A 20,157-nucleotide genomic window follows, 5' to 3' on the forward strand; every position below is an offset into this window, starting at 1 on the left:
AGGTAGATAGGGCAGAGGTGGAAGCATGGTAACATGTGCAGCTGACTGTCACTAATAGGTCGAGGGCTTAACCAGGTTGGTTTAGGTAAGAGGAAGAACGGATGAAAGATATATAACAATGTGTGGTTTTGAGGGTATATGCCCAGATAAAAGAATAATTAATAAGCGCGAGTGGCTCAGTTGGTGGAGTACGACCTTGCCAAGGTCGGGGTCGCGGGTTCGAGTCCCGTCTCGCGCTTTTTTTATTTGCCGGAAGTCTTTCTTTTAATAGAAGACTCTGGTCTTTTTTTATTTCCAGGATAGATTATATGGACGAAATACGGAAATAAGGTATACATAGATTTCATAATGTGATAAAATGCGGATGGATGTACCAAATAAGAATACCTGAAATTCTGCAGTGTGAATGGAATGTTATATTATGAAAAGAGGAACTGGTAGAATTGTCTGACGGAAGATAAGGAGGGTATATGTTAGATCGTGTGATTACCATAAGCAGAGAGTTTGGAAGCGGCGGCAGGGAACTGGGAATGAAGCTGTCAGAGAAACTTGAAATCCCTTTCTACGACAAAGAATTAATTTCTTTAACTGCACAGGAGACAAACATGTCTGTGACTGAGTTTCTTAATTATTATGAAAGCATTCCCGTAACAGAGCAATCATTGGAACCACCCCTTTATACCTCATTTTCCCCTCTGTATGAAATACCTATCTCTGATCAGGTATTTCTGGCTCAGTCCAGAGTGATTAAAAGTCTGGCTGAAAAGGGACCGTGTATAATTGTTGGAAGGTGTGCGGACAGGGTTCTGGAAGACAGCATCAATCTGTTTATATACGCAGGGATTGAACACCGAATAGAGCGAATTATCTCCTTAAATAAAGATCTGGATCCTCAATTAGTAGAGAATAAAATCAGGGAAACAGATCGGAAGAGAAAAGATTATTATCAGTATTATACAGGCTGTGAATGGGGAAAGGCGCAGAATTATCACCTTTGCCTGGACAGCGGTCTAGCAGGAGTGGAAGGCTGTTATCAGGCCGTTTTAAGCTATTTAGGTCATTGTATTTAATTATAGTTATGAAGGAGCATGGTTGTGAACGTAAGAATGAGTAAAAAGATAAGAAGAGTTTTTTCGGGCTTGATGGCAATTGTATTGATAGCTTTGACTGCAACCACCGGTTATGCCCAGGAAGCGGTGGGACCGGGAGCAGGTGGAAATTCAGGTAATGCAGCATCGGTGAATGGTGTCTCCATATATGTGAGCAAACGGTTGAAAACCCTGACATTAAAACAAAATGGGACTTTAATTGGAGAGTATCCCGTTTCTATTGGTGCCTCATCTTCTGACGGAAACAAAAAGGTGGAAGGTGATATGAGAACTCCCAGCGGTCAGTTTTACGTTTGTACAAGAAATGACAAAAGTGTGGCATATCTGGCACTTGGGCTTTCTTATCCCGGAGTAGAAGATGCTAAGCGGGGATTTGAGCAGGGAATCATCACTCAGGAACAAAGAGATGAAATTATTAATGCCAATTTAAACGGACAGCAGCCACCGTGGGAAACCGCACTTGGCGGAGCTATTATGATTCATGGATGCAGAGTTCCAGATGGAACAACTCATGGCTGCGTAGCAGTTGATAATGATGTGATGGATGTTTTGTGGAGTTACTGTAATTTGGGTGTTCCGGTCACAATTGGTCCATAAATGAAGTCCTCAAACTCGGTATATGCCGTTTTTGGGGACTTTTTTAATGCCTGTCCTTGTAATATAAGAACCTTTGTACTATAATAACTAAGATTATATTTTATTAATAAAAGACAGAGGTGGAGTGTCCATGCGATTTGCTAGAAGAATGAACCATTTTGGAGAGGGAATCTTTTCTAAGCTTCTGGAGTTGAAACGCCAGAAAGAGGAGAAAGGGGAACCGGTAATTGATCTGAGCGTGGGAGCACCAAACATTCCGCCGGCTGGACATATTACACAAGCTCTTTGCGAAGCGGCCGCTGATCCCAACAATTATATTTATGCCATACAGGATCAGAAAGAACTACTAGAGGCAGTCGCTCTATGGTATCAAAGACGATATGGAGTTACCCTGGATCCTTCATCAGAAATCTGCTCACTTCTTGGTTCTCAGGAAGGGCTGGCACATATAGCTTTGTCTATTGTAGACGAAGGGGACATCGTGCTTGTTCCCGATCCCTGTTATCCGGTATTTGCTGATGGTCCTTTACTGGCTGGAGCCAGTCTTTTTTACATGCCCCAGAGGAAAGAAAAGGATTATCTCATCGATTTTTCAGAAATACCGGAAGAGATAGCAATGAAAGCCAGGTTCATGATTGTTTCTTATCCCAATAATCCTACCACAGTCATGGCACCTGATAGTTTCTATAAAAATTTAATTGAATTTGCAAAGAAGTATGACATCGTGGTTTTACATGATAATGCCTATAGTGAACTGGTATTTGACCATCGTCAATGCGGCAGTTTTTTAAGCTTTCCTGGTGCAAAAGAGATTGGTGTGGAATTTAATTCTCTTTCTAAAACCTATGGACTTGCTGGTGCAAGAATCGGATTCTGTCTGGGAAACCGGGACATCGTTGATAAAATAAAGACCTTAAAGTCTAATATGGACTATGGGATGTTTCTGCCTGTTCAAAAAGCGGCGATTGCTGCAATTACAGGAGATCAATCCTGTGTTGAATCCACCAGAATGGCATATGAGAGACGAAGAGATGCTTTGTGTGAACATATGACCCGAATTGGCTGGAATATGGAAAAGCCTCAGGCTACCATGTTTGTATGGGCAAAGATTCCGGATAAATTTAAAGATTCAGAGACATTTTCCAGAGAACTTCTGGAAAAGGCTGGAGTACTGGTAACACCTGGAAGCGCGTTTGGCCCTTCAGGAGAAGGATTTGTAAGACTTGCGCTGGTGCGTGAGGAAGAAGTCCTCATTCAGGCTGCCGAACAGGTAGATAAAAGTGGAATTTTGAGGTGAGACATATGAAAAAGAGATTGGTGTGGACAGTGACAGCAGTCTTATATATTTTATTTATTTACTCCAACTCACTTAAGACAGCAGATTTATCATCGGTTGACAGTGGGCATGTTTTGGAGTATTTAAGGAATCTGTTTATCTCTGCTGGCATTGAGAGCCAGTGGCTCACAGAGCATATAATCCGAAAGGCAGGTCATTTCTCGGAATATACGCTGTTAGGAATAATTTTGTTTCAATGTGTGAAATCATATGAAATTAACATGGAGAAGCGGTTATTTATCCATGGAATGGCAGGTTTTCTGATTCCTTTTATTGATGAAACCATTCAGCTGTTTGTACCGGGAAGATCAGGACAGATCTCTGATGTATGGCTGGATTGTTCAGGAGTGGCAGCCGGAACTGCGATTGCAGCACTCCTGTTTTTTATATACGCAAAAGAATGGAGTAAAATATGACAAATTACCGGATTATAGTTGAATATGACGGAAGCCGTTATGATGGATGGCAGAAGCAGGGAAATACCGATCAGACTATTCAGGGGAAAATAGAGACTGTTTTAGAGCGATTATGCGGACAAAGCGTGGAGGTACATGGATCAGGCAGAACAGATGCAGGGGTACACGCTCTTAATCAGGTTGCTAATTTTCATGTTGATATAAATAAAAAAGGGCAGGAGATAATGGAGTATTTAAATCATTATCTGCCTGAAGATATTCGGGTAAAGGCATTGGATCAGGTACCGGAGCGGTTTCACAGCCGTTTGAATGCACAGGAAAAGACATATCTTTACCGTATTGAAATGGGAGAAAAGAAGCAGGTGTTTGATCGTAAATATATTTATGGCCTTCATAAAAGCCTGGATGTAGAAGCGATGGAACGGGCTGCTGCTTTACTCTGTGGAGAGCATGATTTTAAAAGCTTTTGTTCTAACCGGAAGATGAAGAAGTCAACGGTAAGAAATTTAAAGAAAATAGAATTTGAAAAAGAGGATACCAGACTTTTCGTTCGTTTTACTGGAAATGGATTTCTCTATAATATGGTAAGAATTCTTATGGGCACTTTAATAGAAGTAGGACTGAAAGAACGAAGACCTGAGGAGATGTCTGGTATTTTAAAGGCGCTGGACCGGCAAATGGCAGGTTATACCGTGCCTCCGGAAGGTCTTTTTTTAGAGAGTGTCAACTATTTACTTTAAAATCAGGAAAGGAGAACTATGACTGATTTTTTGGTTCGCATATTTGTGAAGGACTACAAAAACACGGAGGATTCCCTGGTTCGTACCCGATACGGGCTGATGGCAAGTGTGGTGGGGATCTTCTGCAACATTCTTTTATTTACCGCTAAGCTATTAACGGGACTGCTGATTAACAGTATCTCTGTTATGGCAGATGCATTTAATAACTTATCGGATGCGGCATCCTCCATAATAGGGTTTATTGGTGTGAAGATGGCTGGGAAACCGGCAGATGAGGAGCATCCATTTGGACATGGAAGAGTGGAATACATTGCGGCATTTATTGTTGCATTCCTTGTTATTCAGGTGGGATTTTCACTGTTTAAAACCTCAATAGATAAAATTCTTCATCCTCAGGAAATGTCTTTTCATGCTGTGTCTGTTATTATCCTTATATTGTCTGTATTAGTGAAATTATGGATGGCGTTTTTTAACAGGACTCTTGGAAATCGAATACAGTCAGCCGTCATGAAGGCGACCGCAGCAGATTCTATGGGTGATGTAATAACCACCACCTCTACTATTTTATCTGTGGGTATTTATGGTATCTGGGGGGTAAATATTGATGGAATTGTGGGTGTAATTGTCTCAGTCATCGTTATGTGGGCAGGTATCAGGATTGCAAAAGATACTCTTACGCCATTAATCGGTGAGCCCATTGACCCAAAGCTTTACCAGGAAATCACTGATTTCGTGGAAGCCTATGAGGGGATTGTGGGAAGTCATGACTTGATTGTTCATAATTATGGACCAACCAGAAGTATGGCCTCCATTCATGCTGAAGTTCCTAATGACGTAAATGTAGAGGTATCCCATGAGATTATCGACCGGATTGAACGGGAGGCATTAAAAAAATTTGGGATATTTCTTGTTATTCATATGGATCCTGTGGAAACCAGAGATTCTAAAGTAATGGAATTTGGAAGCATGGTGGAAAATGTGATTCAAGATACAGATGAAAGAGTCACATTTCATGATTTTAGAATGATAGAAGGAAAGGATCAGATTAATCTGATCTTTGATCTGGTAGTTCCCAGGGAATATGACCGCAAAAAAAGGGAATGGCTAAAGGAAGAGATCACAAAAAAGGTAACTGAGATAGATAAACGCTGCTGTCTGGTCATAACCGCGGAAAGCGGTTTCGGTGTGGAAAAATAAGGTAATAAAATATTTCCATTTTATGCAATAAGATGACAGAAATCAGCATTAACCTAATAGAAAGGAAATCGGATCCATGCTGTTTATGGGATTGATGAGCTTTGGCGGAGCTGAAGATTACAGCCTGTTAAGCGATGAAGCGCTTTTAAAAAAAGTGGCAGAGGGCGACCAGGAGGCTTTTCAGCGTTTATATCAGAATACAGACCGCACGATGTACAGTTTTATTCTGTCCATTATAAAGCACCCCCAGGATGCGGAGGAGATCTTACAGGAAGTCTATTTAAAGATATGGACTTCTGCAAAGAGCTACAAATCCCAGGGGAAACCTTTGGCGTGGATGTTTACCATAGCACGGAATTTATGTTATATGAAATTCCGGGAGCAAAAGCATGACTCGGACATTACGTTAGAAGACTTGTCTGGAACGGAAACCGGAGAGGTCTGTTCAGAAATAGAGATGGCAGCAGATAAGATGGTATTGCTGGCAGCATTGTCCATTTTAAAGGAAGAGGAGAGAGAGATCGTTCTTCTTCATACTTCCGCCGGAATGAAGCACAGGGAAATAGCGGCCAGTTTAAAGATTCCTTTGGCAACTGCTCTGTCCAGATATAACCGGGCTATGAAAAAGCTGGAAAATTATTTAAGAGAGGAGTAGGCTTTGATATGGCTTTAGATAAACACAAACAACTAAATAGAAAACAGATCGAAGCCTGCTTAAAATCTGCAACTGATGACTTAATCCCCAATGTATTGGACCGGATTGATTTAAGCACTTCCCAGATTGGGGAGACCAGTGTTTCTAAGCCGGTTTTTTTAAAACGGCAGAGGGTGATTGCAGGGCTGATTGCAGCCTGCTTTTGCATGATTATGCTTGCCGGAGGAACTTACAGCTATCAAAACAGCAGAGTGGATTCTGTCATAGGAATTGATGTGAACCCCAGTGTTGAACTATCTGTAAACAAGAAAAACCGGGTGCTGAAAGCGGAAGCGGTCAATCAGGACGGAATGACAATACTTAAGGATATGGATATGGAAGGCGTGGATTTAAATGTGGCTGTTAATGCCATTATCGGATCTATGGTTACCCATGGCTTTCTTGATGATCTGGATAATGCCATACTGGTTACGGTATCCAACGACAGCATTAAAAAGGCTTCCAATTTAAGATCTGCAGTGGTCACTGATATCAGGACCACACTGGAGGAAAAAAGATTAAAAGCGGTTGTGTATGACCAGCAGGTCATAGAGGAAGACGATGTGAAGCAGCTGGCTCAGGAATATAACATATCCTATGGAAAAGCTTATTTCCTAAAAGAACTGATTGCTCAGAATTCTTCCCTTTCTATGGAAGATATGGAAGAACTGGCTCCACTTACCATGGAAGAGATTGCAAAGGTTATTACAGAAAGGTCCTATGCAGTGGGGGCTAAGACAAAAGTTTCAGAGGAAACTCTGGAAGAGACCAGGACCAGCATTCAGACAACGGAGGAGTCGACTACAAAGAAAGAGACAGAGTCTGTCACTGAAACCACTCCGGAATCCACATCTGCTGAGACCCAGAGTCAGGTGCATACAGAGCCATCCAGCACTCAGCCTCCGGCTACAAGCGGGGAAACGACGGCAGCAGCAACCACATCTGAGGATGTGGTGTCATCAGAGAAAATAAAGATTGATTACGTGGACTATGAGAATGGCATTGTCATGGTTCACTTTAAAACGAGAGTCAAATGGAAAAATCCTACAGTTTCGGTTAAGGATGGAGATAATAACACATACTCATCAAAGATAGAAGATACCGATTCTGATTACTGTGAGATCAGTGTAACCGGCTTAGAAGGAGGCAGGGAATATACCTTTGTACTTGGAGGAATATCACCGAAATCGGGTAAGCAGACCACTGTAAAGGGCGTTTTTGAGACACCTGTAATTGGGAACGGGGAAGCTGATGACACGGAAACAGAGGAGACCACCGAGCAGGAAGTGACAAAGCCGTCTGAAACTACAACCACGAAAGCGCCAGAAACAGATACAACCGTGGCAGAGAAAAAGAATACAGAATCAGCAAATCAGGAAGGGCATTCAGTGCAATAAGGCTCTTCCTGAGCTTTAAGAATATTTGGTAAAAAAATGTAAAATAGTGCTTGACCACAGCAGAAAGCTATAGTATAATACACTCGTTGCACTGATGGGCTATCGCCAAATGGTAAGGCAACGGACTCTGACTCCGTCATTTCAAGGTTCGAATCCTTGTAGCCCAGTGATGAAAAAAACAAAAAAAGCGTTGGTTTGCAAAAGCAGATCAACGCTTTTTTGATGCATTCAGTTCAGCTACTTTAATGCTTCTATCAGTGAAATCAGGGTCAGTGACTGCCCATATGCCATGGGACGAATTGTTATATTTTTATAGTGCTCTGCATTGTAACCCATACCAGTTCCTGCGGAAACATTTAAGACGGTTCCGTCTTCTGCTATATTATTGCAGATTCCTTCAACAGCCCTGGCTGCACAGTCATGATATGTTTCATTTAAAATTCCCATTTTAATCCCTTTTAAAATACCACCTGCAATAGCTGCAGATCCCGATACTTCTTCATAGCTATCCGGATCAGTAAGAACGGTATGCCACAGCCCGGAAGGAGCCTGTAAATCTTTTAGGGCATTCACCTGGGCTTTGTAGGTATCTGTCAGATAGGTGAGAAGTCCCGGATCCAGAGTTTGATCAAATGACTCAATCAGTTCCAGAATTCCATAGGTAAACCAGGAATTGCCTCTGCACCAGAAAATTCCGCCAAAATTACTGTTCAGGGGAAAACTCCAGCCATGATAAAACAATCCGGTATGTTTGTCATATAAATATTTGATATGAAGTAATACCTGATGGAGAGTTTCCCCTATCCATTCCTCATTTTTGAAACGATGTCCCATTTTATTTAAAAACAGAACTGCCATAAATAATGTATCTATCCACATTTCACCTTCATTTAACAACACACCATCACGGTTTCCGATTGCAGTTACTACATGCTGGAAGCCGCCTTCTTTTGTTTTCGGCAGTTCGTTCATCAGCCAGTGCGCATGATCCAGACAGAGTTTTTCGTAATCCGGGTTTTGAAACGCATCCAGCAGTTGGGCTAAAACAAGATAGGGAGCCGTAGTATTTATATTTTTGCTGGGGAGACCTTTCTGCAGATTATTTTGAAACCAGCGGTCAAAAAAATCTAAGTAACGGTCATCTCCATAAAAACTCTGAAGTTTTAACAGTCCATATAGACCTACGCCCTGAGGCCAGTCCCATTCTTCAATGCCAAAATCTCTGGCAATAATACCGCGGCTTGCATCTTCCTTTCCCACTGAGCGGTCGTTTTCATAATTACCGCCTCCCAGATTCATCAGTTTGTCCATCACAAGATGGATTTTCGGAAGTAATTCCTTGTTTGTCATTTCATTCTCCTCCATTTAATTTTTTAGCGTATGCGCTAGGTGTCATCCCCGTGCTTTTTTTGAAAATCTGGCTGAAATACTGGGGATTATTTCCACACCCTACCTGCTGGGCGATCCATTGGATCTGTTCTGTATGACCTTCTGCTAATAATTGCTTGGCTTTTTGGATGCGCAGGGCAGTGATGTAGTTGGAAAATTTTTGTTTTGTTTCTTTACTGAAACGTTTGCTGACATAATCTACATTCATAAAAAGATAATTTTCGGCGATGCATTTTAATGTAAGATTGGGATCCTCCAGATGCTCCACCACATATCGAATGATTTTGTCGATGAAAGGGCTGTAATGCGGGGAACGGCTGGAAGGTTTTTTCAAAATTTCGTTTAGCTTTCGGCACAGCATGTGTCTAATTTCAGAATATTCTGTCTGCTGGTTTAAGTCCATCAGGTACTCTGTGGTATCCACCGATGACAGATAACTGGTTTCTGTAGCCAGTTTAATTAAAATTCGTGATCCGGCCTGCTTTAAAAAATCCGTGTTGCTGATATCGTTTAAAGTTGCAGTAAGATTCTCCACACAGGCTTTCCGTTCCGGTTCTTCTGCTACGATTAACCGTGCAGTCAGTTCCTCTATTTTAGTAATTAGATTTTTATAATTGCAGATGGGAACCGGTTCCAGGCCATTCATATAATAAATAATTCCATAACGCCTTATTTTTGTGATCAGATTTTTCAAAAGCTGTTCCAGGCTATTGATGGTGAATCGTTTATAGTCTAACTGAAATGGCAGCTCCTTTGGTTTTAAGGTCTGCATAAACAAATCGAATTTGTCGTAGGAAGCCTGATATTTTTCAAAAAATAGAATCAGTGAATTCTTCACATAGATACAATACAGCTCAATGCCAGGGGCATGCTCAGCCATATAGTCATAAATACGGCTTAAAACGGAATTTAAATATTCTTCTTCTAAATAGTGTAAGAAGCACAATTCATACCCTGTCTGATAGAAATCCATAAATCCTGAATAAGCATCCCAGGAAAATTTAGCAGGATCAGACTTAAAGATCTGCTCATTAATTATATTTCCCATAATGCTGTGGTGGAGATTGACCGTCAGCGCCTTCTGGCGTTCCTTTAAATCCTGAAAAGCCTGGCGGTGGTAGTATTCCTTTATGATATCTTTCATGCTTTCTACGATTTGCTCCTCGTTGCAGGGCTTGAGCAGATAATGGTGGACCCGGTATTTCATTGCCTGCTTTGCATATTCGAATTCTCCGAATCCGGACAGCAGTATAAACTGGGTGTCCATATGGGCCTCATAGATACGCTCTATTAATTCCAATCCCGACAGGCCGGGCATGCGGATATCGGTCATTACAATATGGGGTGATTCATCGAGAATCATATGATAGGCTTCGATACCGTCACGGCATGTTCCTACCAGTTCAATGCCAAGGCTGTTCCAGTCAATCAGGGAGGAAATTGATTCCCGTATTACCCGTTCGTCATCGGCAATTATTAATTTAAGCATGATTATTCTCCTTTCGTATCCATAACGTCTTCCGGAGTCCGGCTCAGAGGAAAAGAAAGCTGTGCGACTGCCTGGTCGTCCTCATTATAGAGGGTGAGGCCGTAGTGTTCTCCGTAAGTCAGCTTCATTCGCTCCGATATATTTAACAGGCCGATTCCAAAACCATGAGGTTCTGCTTCCCGTTTTTTCAATTTGTTTATCAGATCTTCTTCAAAGGCGGAGCTGTTATTTCTGACTGTGACAATAAGGGAAGCACCGTCTGCTTCAGCTGTAATTAAAATCCGGCATCCTTCTGTATTTTCTTCCAGTCCATATCGTATTGCATTTTCTACCAGGGGCTGGAGCGTCAGTTTTAACACATAATAACCGACCAGATTTTCAGGGGCGGATATTTCATATTCCAGCCGGTCTTCATACCGGAATTTCTGAATGGTCATATAACATTGCACCAGCTCAAGTTCCCTGCTTAAAGGTACCTGCTTGCTTTTCTGGTCCAGTGTGATACGAAGGAGAGTTCCCAGAGATTCTGTCATGGAAGAGATATCTTTTGCGCCAATTGTCTTTGCCCTCCAGTTGATTGATTCCAAGGTATTGTATAAAAAGTGAGGGTTCATTTGTGTCTCCAGCGCTTTTAGCTGAGCTTCCTTAATCAGTATTTTATTCAGGTAATTCGTTTTAATCAGCTGATTTACTTTATCCACCATCTGGTCAAAACGGGAGTGCAGAATCCCTAATTCATCCGTACGTTTGCTGTAATCATAGGAAACCTGGGGTATTTCAGTCTGCCCTGCTGCAAAGCGTTCCATTTTTAAAATGAGATTATCAAAATGTCTCGTGATTGAGTCAATTAAGGAAGAGGACATCAGGATAGCCAGTCCAATGGAGACTGCTATGATAATCAGGCAGATTTCCAGACTTGCGCGGAGAGAATCTGCAATGCTGCCATAGGGAATCAGACAGACATAATCCCAGCCATATTCCGGTATGATTCCTTTGACATAAAAGAAACTGTTTCCATCTTTATTTACAAGTCCATATCTGGAATGAAAATATGTTCCAAAGAGAGTTTTATGGTCAGTCTTAATATTGGAAGAATTATAAATTAAGTTCTCCTGACTGGAAAGAATATAGCGGGTATCATCATTAAAATGACTGGTGTTAGTGGCACCATTTATGAGCCCGTCAACGTTAATGCTTACAATCAGTGTTCCCAGCGAATCAAGGGTCAGATACTCTGTACGCAGTAAATGCTTGACCATAAATAAACCATATTGATCACTGTAGTCGGTAATCCAGATGGTTCGTCCCCTGGCGTCTTCGGCTCTTGTGACGAGATCCTCAACCACGGATTCAGGGAGTGTTTTGCCAGCTGCAATATGAGTATGGATGGAGTACCGGTCCTGATAAAGACTCATAAAGTTAATGTTATTTTTGCGGAAGGTAAAATAATATTCATTCAAAACCCCGTAGAGTGATTTGTATGCAATGGAACGGTCCTGGATGCTTTTAGAATCTTTTAAGATACCTAGTCCGTTCTGTATATTGATATCAGCCAGAAACATATCAGCCATTGTAGATATATTATCCAGCCGGTTATTTAACTCTTTGCCCGTATAGGATAAAGAGGAAGCCACAGACTGGTAAAGCACTTTTTGATTGGCCTTTGTAATCAGCTGAATACTAAAAAGAGAGGCCAAAGCCAAAAGGATAATGCAAAAAAATACAATGGAATGAATCTTCTTTTTTAAAGAGAGATTTCTTATAAAATGCTTCATAAAAACCGCCTTTCGGGTCTGTAGTAATGACAGCTAAATTATATATAAAACATTTTGCCAATACAACCGGTAAGCACAAAGAACTATTCAAATTATACACACAACACGGTTTTTTCAACCTGGAAGCCGGTTTTAATCATTTACTGGGATTAGAGAGGGAAGTATAATAAAAACCGCCTGATATACGAAAAAAATGATTGGAGGAAGGTTATATGAAGAAAAAATTAGGGTTACTTATTGCTGCAGTTATTGCATCGGCGTCCCTTTCCGGCTGCGGAGGCGGCGGTACAGCAACTACTGCAGATACAACGGGATCTACAGCAGCTGGGTCTACAGCAGCAGAAACCACAAAGGCAGCTGCGGGGGATGAAAGCGGAAAGCTGAAGCTAACCATGAGTTGGTGGGGAAATCAGGTCAGAAACGAGAAGACACAGGCAGCACTTGATTTGTATTCAGAGCAGAATCCTGGCACAGTAATAGAAGGGCAGTTCTCTGAGTGGTCTGATTACTGGAATAAACTGGCCACATCTGCAGCTGGTCAGGCAATTCCTGATATTGTTCAGATGGATTATTCATTTATTGACCAGTATGTAAAAAACGGACTTCTGGTGGATTTGACACCCTATATCAAAGATGGCACTTTGGACGCCTCAAATATCTCTGACAATACCATGGCAAGCGGTACGGTGAACGGAGGCGTGTATGCAGTCTGTGCAGGAATTAATGCACCATCACTGCTGTATAATAAGACTCTTTTAGATAAAAATGGTATTGTAGTCAAGGACTATATGACAACCGATGAATTTATTGATTTATGCCGTGAGGTTTATAAGAAGACCGGGTATAAAACAAACATTGCCTATTACAATGCAGGTGCGTTTCTGGATTATTTCATGAGGGGAAATGATGTTGTTCTCTATGGAGATAAGAAGATGGGCGGAGAGGAAAAAGATTATCTTCCATTCTTCCAGATGTATGAAACAGGTATTAAAGAAGGATGGTTTATAGATCCAGGCGTATTTGCTGAGCTTTCCATCGGTTCCGTAGAACAGGAGCCCCTGGTTTACGGCTCCAGTCCTGAAACCATGTCCTGGTGCGCTTTCTATAATTCAAACCAGCTGACTGCAATGCAAAAAGCGGCTCCGGAAGGGATGGAGATTGGTATCACTACCTGGCCTTCAGCAGATCCGAAAAAATCCGGTTATTTAAAATCCAGTCAGTTCTTCTCTGTAGGAGCTCATTCAAAGAATCCGGAAGAAGCAGTAAAGGTGATTAACTTTTTAACCAATTCCACCGATGCAAATAACATTTTACTGGGTGAACGGGGAGTTCCGGCTTCCAGTGTGATTGCCAAGGAACTGGCACCGAAGATGAGTGATGTGGAACAGAAAGTCATTCATTATGTCAATGAAGTAGTTACTCCAAACTGTTCCCCTATCAACCCGCCCCAGCCAGATGGTGCAAGCGAAGTTTCAAATCTGTTAAACCAGGTACAGGAACAGGTTTGCTATAGTGTATACGATGCCGAAACAGCCGCTAAAGAATTCTATAACGGGGCCAACGAAATTATGAGCAAGAAATAGTGAATCAGAAGAATACGGGGGCAGAGACAGCTTTGCCCCCTGTATAGTCAAGAAGACGGTTATCTATGAATGGAGGATGTCTATGAAAGATACGTTAGGTGCAGGACTCAGACATTTCCTGAACAAAGAAAGCACAGCGGGAGTGGTATTCAGCCTTCCTTTTATTGTTGGATTTCTGCTGTTTATGGTTGTACCTATGGGAATTTCCTTTTACTATTCTTTATGTGATTATAATATTTTATCTCCGCCTGTTTTTACAGGACTAAATAATTACATAAAAATGTTTACTGATGATAATGTGTTTTATAAAACCATAGGAGTCACGTTTTATTTTGCCTTTGTATCGGTTCCTCTGCGTCTGATCTTTGCGCTTATGGTAGCCCTGCTTCTGCTGAAATCATCAAAGGCAACCGGCTTTTACCGGGCGTTTTACTATCTTCCGTCCATTATCGGAGGATCTGTGGCAGTCTCCATATTATGGAAACGGATGTTTGCAACCGATGGTGTAGTAAATCTGCTACTGGGTATTTTAGGAATACACACTAATTTTCCATGGCTTGGAAATAATAAAACGGCGATCTGGACTCTTATTATACTGGCAATCTGGCAGTTTGGTTCTTCCATGCTGATTTTTTTATCATCTTTAAAGCAGATTCCGGTATCGCTATATGAAGCTTCCCGGGTAGACGGTGCCAATAAATTTTCCCAGTTTTTCAGGATCACGCTGCCTCTGCTGACACCCACTATTTTCTTTAATCTGGTTATGCAGATGATTAATGGTTTTCTTGCATTTACGCAATGCTTTATTATAACCCAGGGAAAACCCCTTAACTCCACCTTATTCTATACCGTTTATATGTATCAGCAATCTTTTGAGTTTTATAACACCGGATACGGCGCTGCCCTGGCATGGGTAATGCTGCTGCTGATCTGCGTGATAACAGTGATTCTGTTTGCAACAAAAAGATTCTGGGTTTATACGGAAGGAGTGTGAGACAGATGATGACCAGAAAAAAGGCAGGTAAGATTTTATACCATGTAATTGTGTGCAGCCTGGGGCTTGTAATGATTTATCCTCTGTTTTGGATGTTTATGAGTTCATTTAAGGAATCAAATACCATCTTTTTAACAGCGGGACAGTTGATTCCGGAGAAATTTGTGTTCACCAATTATACAAACGGCTGGAAGGGATTTGCAAAAATTTCGTTTGCAGTTTTTTTTAAGAATTCTTTTTTTATAGCGATCACAGCAACATTAGGAACTGTTTTTTCTTCCGCGCTGGTAGCTTACGGACTTGCAAGATGCAGATTTTTTGGCAGAAAAATTCTGTTTGCAGCCATGCTGGTATCTATGATGCTTCCGGCACAGGTGCTCATGATTCCCCAATATTTATGGTATCAGAAATTAGGCTGGGTAGGAAGCTACAAACCCTTGATTCTTCCCTACTGTTTTGCTATTCAGGGTTTCTTTGTTTACCTGATGATTAATTTTATAGATGGCATTCCAAGGGAGCTTGACGAGGCCGCTAAAATTGACGGCTGCTCCTATTACAGCATATTTTCCAGGATTATCATGCCACTTATCACACCGGCGTTAATAACTGCCAGCATATTCTCCTTTATGTGGAGATGGGATGACTTCCTGTCAGCCCTGCTTTATATCAATGAATCCGCAAGGTATCCGGTCAGTCTTGCCCTTAAACTGTTTTCTGATCCGGGATCTTCTTCGGATTATGGTGCTATGTTTGCAATGGCAAGCCTGTCCATTTTACCGGCAGTGATTATTTTTATCTGCCTGCAGAAATATCTGGTGGAGGGTATCAGTACATCGGGTTTAAAGGGATAAAAGGAGAAGAATCATGATAAATAAAAATGTTCCAAGACCTGATTTTGAGAGGGAAGAATGGACAGATCTCAATGGAGAGTGGGAGTTTTCATTTGATGAACCCTTATTTGATAAAAAAATCAAGGTTCCGTTCTGCTATCAGTCGGAAATGAGTGGAATCTGTAATACAGATGTTCACCACGTTGTCTGGTATCGGAAAGAATTTGAGGTTGAGAAAAGCAGATTAAAGGGTAAAAGCCTGCTTTTAAAATTTGGAGCTGTGGATTATGAGGCGGAGGTTTATATTAATCAGATCCATGCAGCAGGTCACAGAGGGGGTCATACTCCTTTTGAAGCTGACATTACGGGACTGGTTTTGGAAGGGAAAAATGTTATAACCGTTAAGGCAATGGATTATAGCGATGAGGACAAGCCAAGAGGAAAACAGACCTGGACAGGAAAAAACTTTGCATGCTGGTACACACCTACAACCGGAATATGGCAGAGCGTGTGGCTGGAATATGCAGGAGAAACCTATATAAAACGAATGAAAGCAACTCCTGATCTGGAGCGGAATGAAGTTTTGTGTGAAATTTTTATTTCTTCCATGGAAAAGGTGAAGGCAGAAATTTCGTTTAGCAGTCTACCGGCAGAGGGCGGGACTGAGATGGATTTGGGAAGTCTGAATGTGGTCTGCGAAAATGGGTATGGAAAAGGCATTTTAGCTTTACCTGACTTGGATGTGCGCAGGGAAGAACTGATCTGGACACTGGAAAAACCCAATTTGATTGGGATGGAGGCAAAGCTTCTGAATGATAAGGTATCAGGTTATTTCGGACTCCGGTCTGTCTGTATTTCAAATGGAAGAATTCTTTTGAACGGTGAGGTATTATATCAGAGGCTGATTCTGGATCAGGGATACTGGAAACAGAGCCTTTTAACCCCGCCAGATGAAGATGCCATTAAAAAAGATATCTTACTTGCAAAACGGATGGGATTTAATGGTGCAAGAAAGCATCAGAAAATTGAGGATCCCAGATATTATTACTGGGCGGACAGGCTGGGATTTCTTGTATGGGGGGAAATGCCAAGCTGTTATAAGTATACTGACAGCACTCTCAAAAATACCTCTGGGGAACTCACTGAATTTATTGAACGGGATTACAATCATCCGTCCATCATCACGTGGGTTACTGTCAATGAAAGCTGGGGAATGAGAAATATCAGAACGGACAGCAGTCAGCAGAGCCTGGCTAATATGCTGTATTATCAGGCCAAAGCCCTGGACAGAACCAGACTGGTCAGCGGTAATGACGGCTGGGAACAGACGGAGAACACGGATATACTGGCATTGCATGATTATGAACTGATGCCTGAAAATACAGGAAAATATGAATCTATGGAAGATGTTATGAATGGATATGCAGAACGCCGTATGGTTCTTGCTGATGGGCAGAAGTATAAGGCACAGCCTGTTCTGATGACAGAGTACGGCGGTATCGCATTTACCTCAGAAACAGAGGGCTGGGGCTATTACAATAAAGCGGGAAGCCAGGAGGAGTTTCTAAAGCGCCTGGAGCCGATTACCGACTTTCTTATTAAAAGCAGAAAATTTTCCGGTTTCTGTTATACCCAGCTGACGGATGTGATGCAGGAAACAAACGGGTTGTTAAGGGAAGACAGAACACCGAAACTACCCTTAAAAGAACTGGAACGAATATTTGGAAAGAAAAGCTATGAGTAATAGATGACGATATGTCTCAATGGATCAGTTCAGCCAGGCGGCTGAGCTGTTATCCATAGGTAACTCGCTGTAAAAGTCAGTTAGTAAAGTTTTGATTGAAAAAATTAAAAATAACTTGACTATTTAAAAGATATCCTGTATAATTCCTTTTGTTGTGTTAATGGGCTATCGCCAAATGGTAAGGCAACGGACTCTGACTCCGTCATTTTCAAGGTTCGAATCCTTGTAGCCCAGCTTCTGAGCGGGACCTGATATGGTCCCGTTTTTTTGTACGATTGATCTATATCCGGGCGAACTGTTAATTCTATGTTAAAAGATAATTCTTTCTGTATTTTTAAGTGAAATGAGGTGCAGCCTGTTACTCTTTTATCTGGACAATAGTTAAAAAATGCTTTATAATGTTATATAATTTTGAGGAGAAAATTTAAATGTATACATTCGGCAGCAGAGTACGATATAGTGAGACAGATGAATATGGAAAACTTTCATTAACCGGTATTATGAATTATCTGCAGGATTGTTCCACTTTTCAATCTGAGGATAATGGACTGGGAGTGGCATATTTTAACGATAGGCACAAAGTATGGTGGTTATCATCCTGGCAGATTGTTGTGGACCGTTATCCGACTCTGGGTGAAAAAATCACGATCAGCACCTGGCCCTATGATTTTAAAGGATTTTACGGATACCGTAATTTTACAGTATGCGATCAGGAGGGCAATTATCTGGTAAGAGCCAATTCCGTATGGTTTTTGTTCGATACGGAGAAAGGACGGCCTGCAAAAATTGAGGCAGATGATATACGCGGTTATGGAACCACATGGGAGAAACCTCTTGATATGGAGTATGCTCCCCGCAGAATTGAAGTTCCTGGTGAGTATGAAGCTTCAGCTCCTGTTACCGTGGGCAGGCATCACATTGATACCAACCACCATGTGAATAATTCCAAATATGTGGAGATTGCCAGGGAAGTGCTTCCAGACGGAATGGAAGTGTCGGAACTGAGAGTGGAATATAAAAAGGCAGCAGTCTTAAAAGATGCAGTCTATCCCAGAGTCAGTAAGACAGAGGAAGGATACGTTGTTTCTCTGTGTGATGAACAGGGGACAGCTTACGCAGTCATCTGGCTGCGTGGAACAACAGAGAGGATATAAGATGATTGAATTAGGTAAGATGCAGACCCTCACAGTCCAGAGGGTAAAGGAGTTCGGCGTGTATTTAGGAGAAGATGCCGGCAGTGAAGTATCTGTACTGCTTCCAAAGAAACAGGTTCCTGAAGGAACGGGGCAGGGAGATGAGATTACGGTCTTTATCTACAAGGATTCAGAAGACCGGTTGATTGCGACGACTGCAGTTCCCAAGCTTTTGGTTGGTGAGACCGAAGTTCTGAAGGTGAAGGAAGTAGGCAAGATCGGCGCATTTCTGGACATGGGACTGGAGAAGGATCTGCTCCTGCCATATAAAGAGCAGACATATAAAGTACGGACCGGTGAGAATGTTCTTGTTACTTTGTACATTGATAAAAGTAAGCGGCTGGCTGCAACCATGCGGGTATATGCCCATATGAGCAATCAGTCTCCTTATAAAAAGGATGATCAGGTCACAGGGATTATCTATGAATTCAGCGATACGCTGGGTGCATTTGTTGCAGTAGATAAAAAATACTATGGACTGATTCCCAAAAAGGAGCTTTTTGAGAAATACAGGGAAGGTGATGAGATTACAGCAAGGGTTACCAAGGTAAGAGAAGATGGAAAGCTGGATTTAAGTCCAAGGCAGAAAGCATATATTCAGATGGATGCGGATTCACTAAAAGTTCTTGAGATCATTGAAGAACAGTTTTCGGGAAGTCTGCCATTTACTGACAAAGCAGACCCGGAGAGAATCAAAAGGGAATTTTCCATGAGCAAGAATGCTTTTAAACGTGCAGTGGGACATCTTCTTAAAGAAAGTAAAGTAAGGATAACAGAAAACAAAATTGAAGTAATTAATTAGCGGGTAAGCGGATAACAGGAGGATTATTTTGGACTCGATAGACTATTATAATAAGTATGCGGCAAAGGAATTTGAAGAAACAGTAAATCAGGATATGTCAGAAATCATGAGAGAATTTTTAAATTATCTGGAGGAAGGCGATACGATTCTGGATTTGGGCTGCGGGTCAGGAAGAGACAGCCTAACTCTATATGAACTGGGATATGATGTGACACCGCTGGATGCATCTTCTGAGATGTGTAAGCTGGCGGAAATCCACACGGGTCTTGATGTACTACAGATGACATTTGAGCAGATAGATTTTGACGACGTATTCGACGGAATCTGGGCGTGTGCATCACTGCTTCATACTCCGAAAAAGGAACTGTCAGGCATTCTTACAAAGATAGCAAGGGCCTTAAATGAGAAGGGTATTCTATACATGTCTTTTAAACTGGGAGATTTTGAGGGGTTCCGCGGCGAACGGTATTTCAGTGACTTTACCGCAGACTCTATTTCCCAGCTCTTAAGAGAAAACGGCAGATTTGAAATTTTAAAGCTGTGGGAAACCGAAGATATTCGTTCCGGTCATTCTGACGTAAGATGGCTGAACGTTCTTGCGAAAAAGAAATAAATATATTTAAAATATTACAAGGCGATGTCGAAAATAACGACATCGCCTTGTAATATATAACCAAATAAGAGGCAAAATAGTCACAGGGTATCGAATATAGACAGAAATGTACGAGCCTGTATCTTGATATTTTGACGTTTCAGTCAGTTTTTTCAATGGTTATACAAATTAGCCAAAAGCCCCAAATGGATTTTGGTAAATAAGAATATGGTAAAAAAAAAACAATTCATGTATGATTGTTTCAGAAACATGGAGCTGC

18 protein-coding genes and 3 tRNA genes are annotated in these 20,157 nt (G+C 41.5%); 18 read left to right on the plus strand and 3 right to left on the minus strand.

Going from position 1 to position 20,157, the window contains the following annotated elements; translation table 11 throughout:
- Positions 1-165: 165 nt before the first annotated feature.
- The 10 genes from BXY41_RS25675 (at position 166) to BXY41_RS25720 (ending at position 7,653) form a co-directional block, all read left to right on the plus strand.
- Positions 166-238, plus strand: a tRNA-Gly gene (locus BXY41_RS25675).
- Positions 239-470: 232 nt separating this feature from the next.
- Entirely contained in the window at positions 471-1,070 is a 600-nt protein-coding gene (locus tag BXY41_RS25680) for a cytidylate kinase-like family protein (RefSeq protein ID WP_104439729.1), read from the plus strand.
- A gap of 18 nt (positions 1,071-1,088) precedes the next feature.
- The gene (locus BXY41_RS25685; RefSeq protein ID WP_104439730.1) at positions 1,089-1,706 is read left to right on the plus strand and encodes a L,D-transpeptidase family protein; all 618 of its coding nucleotides are present in this window, start codon (positions 1,089-1,091) and stop codon (positions 1,704-1,706) included.
- Positions 1,707-1,836: 130 nt separating this feature from the next.
- Positions 1,837-3,003, plus strand: a complete 1,167-nt coding sequence (locus BXY41_RS25690) for an aminotransferase class I/II-fold pyridoxal phosphate-dependent enzyme (protein ID WP_104439731.1) — start codon at positions 1,837-1,839, stop codon at positions 3,001-3,003.
- Between the two features lie 5 nt (positions 3,004-3,008).
- Entirely contained in the window at positions 3,009-3,458 is a 450-nt protein-coding gene (locus BXY41_RS25695) for a VanZ family protein (RefSeq protein ID WP_104439732.1), read from the plus strand.
- Positions 3,455-4,198: a tRNA pseudouridine(38-40) synthase TruA gene (gene truA / locus BXY41_RS25700; protein WP_104439733.1), complete on the plus strand. Its 744-nt coding sequence runs from the start codon at positions 3,455-3,457 to the stop codon at positions 4,196-4,198. Before BXY41_RS25695 ends, truA begins: the two co-directional genes overlap by 4 nt.
- Before the next feature lie 18 nt (positions 4,199-4,216).
- Positions 4,217-5,395, plus strand: coding sequence for a cation diffusion facilitator family transporter (locus BXY41_RS25705; RefSeq protein ID WP_104439734.1), 1,179 nt, complete (start codon positions 4,217-4,219; stop codon positions 5,393-5,395).
- A 76-nt stretch (positions 5,396-5,471) separates the two neighbouring features.
- Positions 5,472-6,050, plus strand: a complete 579-nt coding sequence (locus BXY41_RS25710) for an RNA polymerase sigma factor (RefSeq protein WP_104439735.1) — start codon at positions 5,472-5,474, stop codon at positions 6,048-6,050.
- Between the two features lie 8 nt (positions 6,051-6,058).
- Positions 6,059-7,486, plus strand: coding sequence for an anti-sigma-I factor RsgI family protein (locus tag BXY41_RS25715; protein ID WP_104439736.1), 1,428 nt, complete (start codon positions 6,059-6,061; stop codon positions 7,484-7,486).
- Positions 7,487-7,581: 95 nt separating this feature from the next.
- Positions 7,582-7,653, plus strand: a tRNA-Gln gene (locus BXY41_RS25720).
- A gap of 70 nt (positions 7,654-7,723) precedes the next feature.
- Here the strand turns inward: BXY41_RS25720 and BXY41_RS25725 are convergent.
- Genes BXY41_RS25725 through BXY41_RS25735 form a run of 3 tightly spaced genes read right to left on the minus strand, consistent with a single transcriptional unit; the run spans position 7,724 to position 12,139 of the window.
- Positions 7,724-8,836, minus strand: a complete 1,113-nt coding sequence (locus BXY41_RS25725) for a glycoside hydrolase family 88/105 protein (RefSeq protein ID WP_242980411.1) — start codon at positions 8,834-8,836, stop codon at positions 7,724-7,726.
- A gap of 1 nt (position 8,837) precedes the next feature.
- On the minus strand, positions 8,838-10,364 hold the full coding sequence (locus BXY41_RS25730) for a response regulator transcription factor (protein ID WP_104439738.1): 1,527 nt from the start codon (positions 10,362-10,364) through the stop codon (positions 8,838-8,840).
- 2 nt (positions 10,365-10,366) lie between these two features.
- Complete coding sequence (locus tag BXY41_RS25735; RefSeq protein WP_104439739.1) at positions 10,367-12,139, minus strand: sensor histidine kinase; 1,773 nt, start codon at positions 12,137-12,139, stop codon at positions 10,367-10,369.
- A gap of 212 nt (positions 12,140-12,351) precedes the next feature.
- On the opposite strand from BXY41_RS25735, the gene BXY41_RS25740 reads away from it, so the two are divergent.
- The 8 genes from BXY41_RS25740 to BXY41_RS25775 all read left to right on the plus strand — a co-directional run bounded on the left by BXY41_RS25740 (position 12,352) and on the right by BXY41_RS25775 (position 19,898).
- Complete coding sequence (locus BXY41_RS25740) at positions 12,352-13,722, plus strand: ABC transporter substrate-binding protein (RefSeq protein ID WP_104439740.1); 1,371 nt, start codon at positions 12,352-12,354, stop codon at positions 13,720-13,722.
- Positions 13,723-13,804: 82 nt separating this feature from the next.
- A complete protein-coding gene (locus BXY41_RS25745; protein ID WP_104439741.1) occupies positions 13,805-14,716 on the plus strand; it encodes a carbohydrate ABC transporter permease in 912 nt (303 codons plus the stop codon).
- Positions 14,717-14,721: 5 nt separating this feature from the next.
- Positions 14,722-15,567: a carbohydrate ABC transporter permease gene (locus BXY41_RS25750; RefSeq protein WP_104439742.1), complete on the plus strand. Its 846-nt coding sequence runs from the start codon at positions 14,722-14,724 to the stop codon at positions 15,565-15,567.
- A gap of 13 nt (positions 15,568-15,580) precedes the next feature.
- On the plus strand, positions 15,581-17,290 hold the full coding sequence (locus tag BXY41_RS25755; protein ID WP_104439743.1) for a glycoside hydrolase family 2 protein: 1,710 nt from the start codon (positions 15,581-15,583) through the stop codon (positions 17,288-17,290).
- Between the two features lie 161 nt (positions 17,291-17,451).
- A tRNA-Gln gene (locus tag BXY41_RS25760) sits at positions 17,452-17,524 on the plus strand.
- Positions 17,525-17,718: 194 nt separating this feature from the next.
- Entirely contained in the window at positions 17,719-18,444 is a 726-nt protein-coding gene (locus BXY41_RS25765; protein ID WP_104439744.1) for an acyl-[acyl-carrier-protein] thioesterase, read from the plus strand.
- A gap of 1 nt (position 18,445) precedes the next feature.
- Positions 18,446-19,285, plus strand: coding sequence for a CvfB family protein (locus BXY41_RS25770; RefSeq protein ID WP_104439745.1), 840 nt, complete (start codon positions 18,446-18,448; stop codon positions 19,283-19,285).
- Between the two features lie 28 nt (positions 19,286-19,313).
- Positions 19,314-19,898: a class I SAM-dependent methyltransferase gene (locus tag BXY41_RS25775; RefSeq protein WP_104439746.1), complete on the plus strand. Its 585-nt coding sequence runs from the start codon at positions 19,314-19,316 to the stop codon at positions 19,896-19,898.
- The last annotated feature ends 259 nt before the right edge of the window (positions 19,899-20,157 follow it).

The organism is Lacrimispora xylanisolvens, from assembly GCF_002934545.1.
In the GTDB taxonomy this organism is placed as follows: Bacteria; Bacillota; Clostridia; order Lachnospirales; family Lachnospiraceae; genus Lacrimispora; species Lacrimispora xylanisolvens.